Below are 11,557 nucleotides of genomic sequence, written 5' to 3' on the forward strand. Positions count from 1 at the left end.
ACAGCTTAAACTGTAGCAGAAGTATTAGCCAAACTATTGAAGCTAAAAGACAATGAGCGAAACTAGCCCCAGACGAATTGTAATTGGGGATGTGCATGGCCACTATGAAGGTTTGATGACATTATTGGAGGCGATCGCCCCCATGTCAGACGATCAAATCTATTTTCTGGGAGACTTAATTGATCGTGGTCCTCATAGTTCACAAGTGGTGAATTTTGTCAAGCGACATAACTATTCATGTTTGCTGGGAAATCATGAGCAGATGTTATTAAACATTCTGACCAATGAAAGAACCTCCTCCCCAACGATGCAAGCATGGCTGTACAGTGGGGGGCAAGCTACCGTAGCCAGTTACCACGAGGCTTCAATCCCTGATGACCATCTGGATTGGTTCAAGAGTTTGCCTACATATCTAGACTTAGGGGATATTTGGTTAACTCATGCTGGTGTTGACCCTTCCAAGTCTGTAACAGAACAAACTGCCGATGAACTGTGCTGGATACGAGAAGAATTTCACAGCATTGAAAAACCCTACTTTCCAGATAAGCTTATTATCATCGGTCACACCATTACCTTTACTCTGCCGGGTGTTTCTCCTGGCAAACTGGCACAAGGAGAGGGATGGCTAGATATAGATACTGGCGCTTATCATCCCCGGAGTGGCTGGCTAACTGGACTAGATGTCACAAATAACCTAGTTTATCAAGTTAATATTTTTAAAGACTATCTCCGTACCCTGCCCTTAGAAGATGTAGTGATCAGAGTTGATCCAGCTAAAATCAAAGTTGATCGCCGCAATAAGAATTAAGCAATATTCGAGATCAGGGGGATGAGAGAGACAAGGGGAATAACCAATGCCCAATGCTTAATACCCTCAAGACCTCACTAATGGTCGAATATTAGCTTTATAACTAGCTTTATCCAAGCCATAATTTTCCTTACTAGGTTGAGAGTTAATTGCACGTCTGAGGCCATTAATGCGATCGCTCGTTCCGGGGTGCGTACTCAAAAATGTCGGGACAGAACCACCCTTTTTCAGCAGCTTTTGCATAAAAGTAACCATCCCAGACTGGGCATAACCAGCGCGTGTCAAAGTTCGCAATCCTCTTTGATCGGCATCAAATTCATCTTGACGACTGCGGGGACGATTCAAAGCAAGTTCTACACCAATCCCTACAGCCGTATTGCGATCTAAACCAGTTGCTGTTGCTAAACCACTAGCGATCGCTTTTTGCCGCATCTGTTTAACCAGGTGTTTCCCGCCAATGTGACCAATTTCATGGGCAATAACACTTGCAAGTTCTGCTTCATTATCTGCGGCTTTCAGTAAACCTGTATGGACATATACATAGCCACCTAAAGTTGCAAAGGCATTAATAGCATCATCATCAACTACTTGGAAGGTAAAAGGAAGGTTGCGGCGATCGCTACTAGCTACTAAACGCCGACCAATTTGTTCTACATAGCGATTAACTTCAGAATTCCGGTAAAGTTTGACTTGACTCCCCAGAATTTGCTGATTAATCTGCTTGCCAATATCAGTTTCCTGGCGATCGGATATATTAGAAAGCTGAAGTACCTGGACTCCCTGCAATATAAGAGGCAAGAAGTCTAAAGTTCTTCCAGGCAAGGGTGTACTCAGGCACAGACTCAGGGCGACTACCACCGAAATTAGGGGATAAAACCAGCGACGCCGCCACACACGGTAACTTGCAACAAAACCTTTCCAATTGAACATAATACGCTCTAAAGATTATTTGGGGAGAACATAAAATTATGGGACAAATTATGAGACGGATTTAGAGTATTCTAAGTTGCATTCTTAAATCAAGACCAAAGGAGTTGTGATCGAGCTAATGTTTAAGCAAATCTACTGAATTAGGGGAGGTTAAAGATTCTCTCTAAAGATAGGCTTAAACACTAGATATTACTTTCTCGGTGCGTCAGTCTTAACAGACAAAAATTTGAGCGTTAGCTGCTACTCCTGCAAACTTACGAACTCGTGATAAACTGTCGCATAACCGCAACGCCCAGTCGCTTTGAGTTATTAGTAAATAGGGAAAATCACTATTCCCATTGAAAACCTTCTTGCTACAATCAATTCCTTCGCTATTACCTCGGAAAAGTTTTTATGGCTATTTTAGATTCAAAAGGCCGTTTGTTCGGCAAAATCAACCTCCTAGATTTAGCTGCTGCGCTAGTAATTCTGCTAGTTATATTTGGCATCTTTATCTTTCCTGGCACCTCTGGTTCTGTTGCCCAAGTCGGTGCGAAAACAGTACCCATAGAAGTAGACTTAGTAGTTCGTGGTTTGAATGTCCGTGACCCTGAACAATTATTCGATAAAGGATTAAAAAAAGGTGGTAAAACAAATGTAATTATCCGCAATCAACCCCACGGAGCGATTGAGATTAAATCCATTCAACAGCTACCTAGAACAATCAATGTCTCCCAACCTGATGGCACTGTTAAAGAATTACCAGATCCAAAGGCCAACAATTTTAGTACAGATTTGCTTTTGACTTTAGGTGGCAAAGCTCAACTCACTGATAATGGTCCCGTTATCGGTAACAGTAAAGTTAAAATTGGAATGCCATTTGAGTTGGAAGGCTTTAACTACAACTTTAATGCAACTGTTATTGATATCAGATTAAAAGACAAATAGAATTTACATCTTCGTCTTTAAAGAATAAACTGATAAATCGAATTTTAGATAATATACAAAAACTCGGTTTATCAGATTTATAAATGGATGTTATAACTACTTTGCAGCTTTTGGTTGAAACATTAAATACGTCCCTCCTAACCCTTCTACAATTGTGCGTGTATTGGCAATCATCATTTTCTGATAAGTGTCTGCCTCGCTACCTGGTTCACCAAGTCCCTCAACATACAGCTTCCTGTCAGAAATTTTAACTTCAGCAAGTCTTGCTACAGATTGAAGCAAATTAGGGTTAGTTGCCGCCTCTTGAAAAATTGTTGATACTTTAGCCCGTTTAATATTTGTAACCAAATTTTTGACTCTTGCATCTGTCAGGTTTTCGTTAGTACTAATACCTTGCAATCCCCCTGCTAATGGAATACCGTATGCTTTGGCGTAATAACTCAGTGCATTAGAGGTTGTAACTAACTTACGTTTTTTGGCAGGAATACTAGAAATTCTTGACTTAATCCAGCTATCTAGTTGAGTGAGTTCATTTGTGATTCTTTTGGTATTGTTCTTATAAGCCTCTGCATCGTTAGATTCTAATTTTCTCAGGTTACTATTAATTAGCTCCACCATCCTGATAGTATTCTTGGTATTGTGCCAAAGATGAGGATTAGTTACATTCTTGCCGCCTTTCTGAAATTTTTGTGGCTTAGACACCGCAAGTTGACCAACGGCTATTTTCGGTGCAGTGTTTTTAGTCACTTTAATTAATTTGATCAGATTTGGTTCTAGATTATAGCCACTATAGAGAATAAGATTAGCTTGCTCAATGGCTCTCCGATCTTCCGGCTTTGGTTTATAAAATTGGGGGTTGGTACTAGGGTCAATTAAGCAGGTGAGGTTAACTGTATTTCCGGCAACTTGTCTGGTTAAGTCACATAATACACTTGTAGTTGCAACGACTCTAGGGAGATTCTCATTTACCTGAGTGGTAGTCTGAGTGAATGCAGTTCTTGCAGTTTGATTTCCACACCCAACAAATCCAATCGTCAAGGCAACAAGAATAGCTCGGAAGGAATTAGTTGATGGTAATTTTTTTGACATCCTAAACTCCTACTGGATGTATAGAAATAATCATTATCAATAACGGATTAGTGAAATACAAGCTGGAAGCCTTCAACAAAGAAGAGGTTAAAGGCAATACGCTTGGGTTAAGGCTTGATCCTTTTTAACCCTTTTGAACAAGGAGGGAATTAGAGCAAGCCTTTTTAAGGGAAGAGGAATTAATAGACTCTCTCCTTTCCCCATCGCACACCCGGCAATTTTTGCTTGGTGAACCTCAAGTGAGATTTTTGCAGGCAAAATGTTAGTTAAGTTCACACAACAGACTGGAAAACCTCTCTCTAAATCTCTTTCCTTGTAGGAGAGATTTGAATTTTCCCCCTTACCGACACGGTAAGGCAGCTAGGGGGTTAGGTCAATCGTTAGCTTTTCCACATGATCTGAATTATCAAACTGAAGAACTGGTAGAGGTAAAAGCACAATAATAAAGGTGATGCTGCGGAGCCTCCGGTAAAGAGTGTAGTGTAGTTCTCTCACCGTTTGTTGAAGGGGCTATACCATTGTGCTTACATTCCACAAAAGTCGCAAATGATTTAGGATTATCAGGTTAAGGAGTGGAACGTAGTAATGCTGGGGCTTATTGAGCATACGGGTTGATTTCGCAAACCGAGTTGTGAATCTAAGGCAATTGTAACTGTGGTTTTGCAACTGTGGGCATCTGGTGGTTACAAAATTGGCAAATTGGTAATTTTTAGCCATCAGCCTTTGTTAGACTAAATTTCACCTAGTAAAGCCTTTCAATAACGCTCAGAGCATCATCTAACTGCTTTTTATTGCATAATCCTGGCTGTACTTTATGGCATAATTTTTATTTTTTAGTTTCTTAGTGATTAAATAAGAACCAAGTCAAGTATATAGAAAAATTCCTCAAAGCTGATATTGGTAAAGAGAAACAATGGTAATTTTAGTTATCCTCATTAACACCCTCATTTCGCTGATACTACTATATGTGGCTTGGCGAGTGTGGCAACTCAAGCAGCAGTTAGCATACATAGCAGATAGGTTAACCGCCTATGAAAGTTGTACCCATGCAGCACTGAATAAAGCACCCGAAAATATTTATCTCAGCCAGGAGAGTATTTATAACTTACGGCAGAAAAATCAAGTACTAAAAATGCAAATCCAACAAGTGCGGCAAATTATCAGTCTACTTTTGCTAGGACAGAAAATCTGGCAGCGTTATTTTCGTAGGCTAGAGTTAACACCAGCGAAAAGAACTGTTGAAAAATAAGTTATGCCAAGTTCACATGAACATTTATAATTAGTGCTGACACAGGGACGCGGTGACACGATGAGACGGGGACGCCGTGAATTTTGAATTATAAGTAATTAATAATTTTGATCTTTAATGAATAAAAGCAACATTTTTGGCTGATATGTTGTCACGATAGATTAACTGAATAAAATCGGTCAAGTCTTACAAGGAGAGAAAACCCACCTAAAATAGGTGTAAGGAGAGAAACAACAAGATGTCTAATAACCGTTCTGGAGTATTTTTTGGCGGTTTGATGCTGGGAGCTACTATCGGTGCTTTGACCGGTTTGCTAGTGGCTCCGCGCACAGGGCGCGAAACGCGTAAAATTTTGAAAAAATCTGCCAATGCTATCCCAGACTTGGCAGAGGATTTATCAACGAGTGTGCAAATCCAGGCAGATCGTCTATCTGGTAGCGCACTACGAAACTGGGATGAAACTTTAGATAGATTACGGGAAGCGATCGCAGCAGGTGTAGATGCTAGTCAACGAGAAAGCCAAGTCTTGAAGCGGCAAACATCTGTTGAAGACTCAGATTCTCTTCCCCAGCAATTAGAACGCTCATAAATGACATAACCGTGATTGACCCCCTGTTTTGGTTGGGACTTTCTTTACTCTTAGTCGCCACAAGTTTGACTGCGGTTTTAGTGGCGGCAATACCGGCTTTGCAGGAGTTAGCACGCGCTGCTCGTAGTGCAGAGAAGCTATTTGATACACTCTCGCGGGAGTTACCGCCCACTCTAGAAGCTATCCGTGTGACTGGTTTGGAAATCACTGACTTAACTGATGATGTCAGTGAAGGTGTAAAAAGTGCTAATCAAGTCGTGAAACAAGTCGATCAAAGCCTTGATAATGCAAGAATTCAGGCTCAAAATCTGCAAGTAGGTACACGCAGCATCTTTGTTGGCGCGAAAGCTGCTTGGAGAAACTTCACGCGCCAAAAACCCGCAAGGCGAACAGAACGCTTGCCAAGCAATGAAAAACCACCACTAACGTTGCGAGAACGAGAAGTACTCAAGCAAGAAAATCGCCGGAGCAAAGCAGAAGTGTACCGCGTTAATGACGGTTACAGCGACGCCGCTAGCTGGGAAACCAATTTTGATGATGAAGATTAGTCTGACAAGCCGCCGCTCCAGCTTCTCTAGAAATTCAACAATAATTAATAAATAATAATTTTTAATTTTTAGTCCTTGACAAGAGGATTGGAAATGATTAAGGAATTTCCAGTTCCTATCCCCCATTTCCCACTCCTCAAAAACGCTTTGCTTTGATCCCTTAGATTAGAGTAAAGTAAACAAGTGTAAAGAAGTATCACTTTTCCACTACTCTTTTAAAACAACTTGTTCGCTTTTACCGTTGATATTTGTATAAAAACGTCCATGCAATCTTGTTTTTGGCGACGAATTCTCATATCTGTTGCAGTATTTTTCCTGGCTGGGTCAATTTGGGTCATGCATTCTCCCCCAGCACTGGCTTATGACAATCCTGATTTACTTCCTACCACCTTTACCCCAGTTGTAGACTTAGCAAAATCTCTTCCTGTCCTGCAAGAAGAAAAGCTTGTCAAAGATTTAGAGCAGTTTGAAGTTGATACGGGCTGGAAACTGCGAGTATTGACCCAATATGACCGCACCCCAGGTCGGGCAGTTATAAAATATTGGGGTTTGGATGACAAAAGCATTCTACTCGTTGCCGATTCTCGTGGCGGTAACATCCTCAGTTTTAGCGTCGGCGATGCTGTTTATAAACTTTTACCCCGGACGTTCTGGATAGAACTACAAACCCGCTTCGGTAATTTGTACTTTGTTCGCGAAGAAGGCGAAGACCAAGCCATTCTGCAAGCTTTAGAATCCGTTAAAGGCTGTTTGCTCAAGGGTGGTTGCAATGTTGTCCCCGGACTACCACGAGAGCAGTGGATTCTCACCTTGATTACCTCAATTATTGGTGGGGTGATTTGTGGATTTGCAGCTCAACCCCGCGAAAAAGGACAAATTTTCGCTTGGCAATGGGCTTTAATTTTCTCACCTTTGTGGGGAATCTTGTTTCTTGCCTTTGGCATTGGGCCAGTAGTGACACGCACAAGCGACTGGTTACCTCTAGTTCGCAATATCTCTGGGTTTCTTATTGGCGTCTTGGTTGCCTACCTATCTCCTGTTTTCAGCCGGCCTTCTTCCAGTAATGAGTTATGAGTGAGGAGAGACGCGATTATACTCTTACGAGAAGCCGCTCTTCGAGCGTCTACGCGTCTGTACAGGAGTTATAAGTTTTTAATTAACTTATAACTCCTAACTACTCACTCTCTGAAGCTGATAAGCTGAAAGCTAATATTTGAGAAGCTCAACAAAAATGGAATGGCACGTAACTGATGCTCAAAGTTTAGCAATCATTGATAGTGAAATTGAAAATCATGTCTTTTCACCCGCAGAGTATGAGATTGTGCGTCGGGTAATATACTCTACAGCTGACTTTGAGTATAAGTCTTTGATTCGTTTCTCTGAGCGTGCCTTGCAAGCAGGAGCAGCAGCACTAGCAGCGCGTACTACAATTGTGGTAGATGTCCCAATGGTGCAAGTAGGTATTGCCTACGAGATTCAAAACACCTTTGCTAATCCCCTATATTGCAGCATGGAAGCTCTGACACGTCCTCAAAAAGAAAAAACTCGGGCAGCATGGGGAATAGAAACCTTAGCAAGGCGTTATCCAGAGGGCATTTTTGTGGTGGGACAAGCGCAAACAGCACTAACAGCACTGGTGGATTTAATTGAAGCTGAGGAAATTAGACCTGCTTTGATAATTGCAACTCCAGTGGGATTTGTAGATGTTGATGAAGCGAAGGGGCGTTTACAAGACTCCCTAGTGCCTCACATTACAATTGACAGCCGCAAAGGTAATGCAGTTGTAGCAGCTGCGATCGTTGATGGATTGGTAGACTTGGCTTGGCAAGCCTATGGACAAGATGGAAATCGCGGGAGTTAGGAACGTCGGCTCTATCGGACTCTCCATAACAAATACTATTTTAAAATATTGAAGATCCAGATATTTTTGTTAAGGGACTTCCAAAAATTAAATTACTCAATTCCCGTATCCAATACGACTATCCGATTTCTTCTCCCCCTGCGCCCCCTGCTTACTAAAGCGATTGATTATTTTTTATTTGGAAGTCCCTAATTAACGCCGAGCAAGGAGCCTGGATTATCTCGTTTGTAAATCTTTTGATTGCTGAGTAGTTTACTCTTCTGTGCTACGCCGCCGCCGACGTGGCTTTTGTTGTTGGTCTTCACGCAAGCGGCGACCAACTTCGTTAAAGAAATCTCGCCGTAAATAAGGATAATCGCTAACCCACAGGTCACGGCTAGGAAAGTATATATCGCTGAATTCTTCAATACTGCTCAAATCTGGGCGATTTGACATTACTACCATTTCTGCAATTTGACCGCGAGTAATAACTTTGTGGGCAGAACGTAATGGTGCTACAAACTCAATGCTAAATCCTGTGTCATCACCCACCTCTAGGTTAATCTGTTTTTCTCGATTTTCTATAATTACCAATTCGCCTTTGCTGTTGACTGTTTCGGTTTTACCCATCAATTGGTCTGTAATCCACCAATCTAGCACTCGACCACGGAAAAAGCCGCCATACTTATAACGGCGGCATTGCAAATTCCGCATACTTGCTTGAAACACTGGATACCACAGCCAAAAAAAAGCGCTAATTACTCCCAGCACAAATACTATTGAAGCAAACTCAAGCCTAAAAACGACTGTCGCAAGCAATATAACAACTACGGCAACTACAGAAATTAACAGCCGTTGCAAAAAATTTGAGAACTTCCCCCAGTAGTACTTGTACTGCAAACCAGTTGCAATTAGGGGGACAACTTGTTCAAATTTCTGGCGAGTCAGTGGTACTAACATGAGTGCTGAGTGATGAATGAGCAATAGTGTGTTTAAAGTATCTTTTCTAATCCATATACTAACGACTTTAGCGCTAAGACTTTGCGAATCGCTAGTAGCACTCCTGGCATATAACAAGCGCGATCGCTCGTATCATGTCGTAAAGTATAAATCTGTCCTGCTGCGCCAAAAATAACTTCTTGATGAGCAATCAATCCTGGCAAGCGGACGCTATGAATTCTAATTCCTTCATCTGCTATACTACCTCTGGCTGCTGCTAATTTCTCTGTTTCTTCTACAAGAGCAGGGTTAAAAGTTTTTCCCAATTCTCCTAATAACTGCGCCGTTTGAATGGCAGTACCACTAGGAGCATCAGCTTTTTGGTTGTGATGCAGTTCGATAATTTCTACATGGTCAAAATATTTAGAGGCTGCGATCGCAGCTTGTTGCAATAGCACCATGCCAATGGAAAAATTAGGAATAATTAGACAACCAGTGCTAGCTTTGTCGGCAAAGTCTGCCAAGTCTTGGATTTGTTCTGGACTTAACCCAGTGGTACCAACTACAGGACGAATACCGTAGGCGATCGCACTACGAATATTGTCATAAACTGAATCGGGATGGGTAAAATCTACAATCACTCCTGGAGGAGACTGTCTGTCGCCAGCCACATACCCTAACATCGGTTCTAATTGATTGGTAATTGGTACTTCCAGGGGTTCGCTTAAACCCGCCAACTCTCCAGCGTCTTTATCTTGATGTTCTAAACTGTGGTCAATTGCACCCACTAGGTTTAAGTCTGGCGCTTGTGCCACCGCCTTAATTACCTCACGGCCCATTTTACCAGCAGCACCGTTGACAATAACCGGGATAGGAGCTTGATTCGTCATAGGTCGAGAAATATTTTTTGAGGTAACAAAGGAATTGTAAAGACTTTAGTGATCTAGTAGTTAGCTTCTCAAATCTCTGGCTTAATTCCAACTACCCTGATTTATCCAGTTAATGGCTCAGTTTTTCTACTCTTTACAGTAGATGGGTTCTCATTTTCATCTCCCTATCTTAGCCAGTAACTATTGTATTTTCGCTACTTCACCTACCACACCTTCAAAAAGAATCCCATACTGTCCCTGATAAGTACTTCTTATGAAAGACATTAGTCTTTTTTGTCAAGTCTAGTTGACTATTTGTAATATTATTGTTAAATTTATTTACATAACTTAGCAAAGACCAAACTTAACTATCTAACTGGTGTTAGCTAAGAAAAAAAGATTTCGGTATCGGTATATCCCATCGACATTTGGAATTCTCCCATCTACCTCGGCTATCAAGTCGGGGTTTTTTGTGTTTTCAATTAGCCTTTAATTTCTTTAACTTTTCTTTAGTCATCTTTGAGATGACTTGAGCTATTAGCCGTAGGTTTCTAACCTATGGCGGGTGATGGTTCCGGCGCGAGATTGGAAATTACGTATTTGAATAATTGTGGAATCTTGGCTGATGGCGGGTGATGGTTCCGGTGGGAGGTTGGAGATTACGTTTTTGAATAATTGTGGAATCTTGGCTTAATAACAAGTCTGCCTCAGAATGAATTCTGAGGCTAATAGCTCAAGTCAGCTTAAGCTGACTATGGTTTAATGAACGTGAAGATTAATGGAATTAATTAGTTTAGCTGCGTGAGTTTTGGCCCATCATCTTCATGATTATGCTGTTCTAAAGACGAAATTGTAGTTCCATTGGAATGATGCGCTTTTTGATTCTCTACATACACGACAGCTTGCTCAAGTTGTTTGCTTCCCATTGAAAAAACGCCATATCCGCGTTGCCAGTCAAACAAATCTTGTGAGGGCGAGAGATGATTGAGATGATGAGCGCTACTGCCTTTAAGATTTTGGACAAAATCAGAGATAGAAAATCTCGGTGGTATAGAAGCCACTAAATGTATGTGATTTTCTATTCCGCCCACAGCATGGACAATGCTACCAAGTGTATTGGCTTTGCCAATGATGTAACTATAAAGTTGGGTTTCACGTTCGGGGGTAATTAGTGGCTGGCGCTCTTTTGTCGCCCAAACAAGATGATAGTAAAGTCGCCACAGAGACATGTACGTGCTGTTTTTGATGCAATTTCCTGTGTCTAGTATTCCCAAAATCGTTAAAAATCTTCCAGTCAGCTTGAGCTGACTTAAGCTATTAGCCTTGGAATTCATTCCGAGGCGGGTAGGGTTGCAACTTTACAATAGTTCAGTAGCTCCAAATCATCCTCTCTTCAAATAAAGGTATGATTTGCTCCTCCTATCTCTTGCCCTTTCAACGAAATTTAAGCATTTATCCCTCCCCATATAATGCCTCATCCGAAGCGTGCCGGTTGGTGGGAGAATAATAACGAGAAATGATACAAGCCTGGTGTTGTCTCCAGCCTAAAGGAATCTGTAAAAATGTGGAAACGAATTATATTAATTTTGCTATTAGTGTTGAGCTTCAGCCTGAGTAATTCTGATGTGGCGGCAGCATCTGGACTCAAAAGCTTTGTAGACACTAATGATGGCTATCAGTTTTTATATCCTAACGGCTGGCTGCAAGTTAAAGTTGCCAACGGCCCAGATGTAGTTTTCCACGATTTGATTGAGGTGTCTGAAAATGTT

At 41.4% G+C, this 11,557-nt stretch carries 13 protein-coding genes; 8 read left to right on the top strand and 5 right to left on the bottom strand.

The features are described 5' to 3' along the window. The first annotated feature begins 52 nt into the window (after positions 1 to 52). Positions 53 to 808, top strand: a complete 756-nt coding sequence (locus VE944_RS09065; protein ID WP_324975444.1) for a metallophosphoesterase family protein — start codon at positions 53 to 55, stop codon at positions 806 to 808. A 66-nt stretch (positions 809 to 874) separates the two neighbouring features. Here VE944_RS09065 and VE944_RS09070 read toward each other — a convergent pair whose 3' ends face one another. Then, a complete protein-coding gene (locus VE944_RS09070; RefSeq protein ID WP_229553361.1) occupies positions 875 to 1,738 on the bottom strand; it encodes a M48 family metallopeptidase in 864 nt (287 codons plus the stop codon). A 393-nt stretch (positions 1,739 to 2,131) separates the two neighbouring features. On the opposite strand from VE944_RS09070, the gene VE944_RS09075 reads away from it, so the two are divergent. Then, positions 2,132 to 2,665 (top strand): DUF4330 domain-containing protein, encoded by a 534-nt coding sequence (locus VE944_RS09075; protein WP_324975449.1) that lies wholly within the window; start codon positions 2,132 to 2,134, stop codon positions 2,663 to 2,665. A 96-nt stretch (positions 2,666 to 2,761) separates the two neighbouring features. Here VE944_RS09075 and VE944_RS09080 read toward each other — a convergent pair whose 3' ends face one another. Next, the gene (locus VE944_RS09080; protein WP_324975451.1) at positions 2,762 to 3,754 is read right to left on the bottom strand and encodes a metal ABC transporter solute-binding protein, Zn/Mn family; all 993 of its coding nucleotides are present in this window, start codon (positions 3,752 to 3,754) and stop codon (positions 2,762 to 2,764) included. 913 nt (positions 3,755 to 4,667) lie between these two features. On the opposite strand from VE944_RS09080, the gene VE944_RS09085 reads away from it, so the two are divergent. The 5 genes from VE944_RS09085 to VE944_RS09105 all read left to right on the top strand — a co-directional run bounded on the left by VE944_RS09085 (position 4,668) and on the right by VE944_RS09105 (position 8,001). After that, entirely contained in the window at positions 4,668 to 5,003 is a 336-nt protein-coding gene (locus tag VE944_RS09085; RefSeq protein ID WP_324975453.1) for a hypothetical protein, read from the top strand. A gap of 238 nt (positions 5,004 to 5,241) precedes the next feature. Continuing rightward, positions 5,242 to 5,592, top strand: a complete 351-nt coding sequence (locus VE944_RS09090) for a YtxH domain-containing protein (RefSeq protein WP_324975454.1) — start codon at positions 5,242 to 5,244, stop codon at positions 5,590 to 5,592. A gap of 11 nt (positions 5,593 to 5,603) precedes the next feature. Beyond that, positions 5,604 to 6,140, top strand: a complete 537-nt coding sequence (locus VE944_RS09095) for a DUF948 domain-containing protein (RefSeq protein ID WP_324975456.1) — start codon at positions 5,604 to 5,606, stop codon at positions 6,138 to 6,140. 264 nt (positions 6,141 to 6,404) lie between these two features. Then, positions 6,405 to 7,214 carry a TPM domain-containing protein gene (locus VE944_RS09100; RefSeq protein WP_324975459.1) on the top strand — a complete coding sequence of 270 codons (810 nt, stop codon included), beginning with the start codon at positions 6,405 to 6,407 and terminating at the stop codon, positions 7,212 to 7,214. A gap of 157 nt (positions 7,215 to 7,371) precedes the next feature. Next, positions 7,372 to 8,001 carry a precorrin-8X methylmutase gene (locus VE944_RS09105; protein WP_324975461.1) on the top strand — a complete coding sequence of 210 codons (630 nt, stop codon included), beginning with the start codon at positions 7,372 to 7,374 and terminating at the stop codon, positions 7,999 to 8,001. A 252-nt stretch (positions 8,002 to 8,253) separates the two neighbouring features. Here VE944_RS09105 and VE944_RS09110 read toward each other — a convergent pair whose 3' ends face one another. The 3 genes from VE944_RS09110 to tnpA form a co-directional block, all read right to left on the bottom strand. Beyond that, positions 8,254 to 8,940 carry a phosphate ABC transporter permease gene (locus tag VE944_RS09110; protein ID WP_324975464.1) on the bottom strand — a complete coding sequence of 229 codons (687 nt, stop codon included), beginning with the start codon at positions 8,938 to 8,940 and terminating at the stop codon, positions 8,254 to 8,256. A gap of 32 nt (positions 8,941 to 8,972) precedes the next feature. Then, positions 8,973 to 9,809: a 4-hydroxy-tetrahydrodipicolinate reductase gene (gene dapB, locus VE944_RS09115; RefSeq protein ID WP_324975468.1), complete on the bottom strand. Its 837-nt coding sequence runs from the start codon at positions 9,807 to 9,809 to the stop codon at positions 8,973 to 8,975. 767 nt (positions 9,810 to 10,576) lie between these two features. Further along, the gene (gene tnpA, locus VE944_RS09120; protein ID WP_324975473.1) at positions 10,577 to 11,017 is read right to left on the bottom strand and encodes an IS200/IS605 family transposase; all 441 of its coding nucleotides are present in this window, start codon (positions 11,015 to 11,017) and stop codon (positions 10,577 to 10,579) included. A 333-nt stretch (positions 11,018 to 11,350) separates the two neighbouring features. Between tnpA and psbP the strand changes: the two genes are divergently transcribed. Then, a partial coding sequence (psbP, locus tag VE944_RS09125; protein WP_324975470.1) for a photosystem II reaction center PsbP occupies positions 11,351 to 11,557 on the top strand: 207 nt, incomplete at its 3' end.

Source organism: Nostoc sp., assembly GCF_035638895.1.
Taxonomy (GTDB): domain Bacteria; phylum Cyanobacteriota; class Cyanobacteriia; order Cyanobacteriales; family Nostocaceae; genus Nostoc.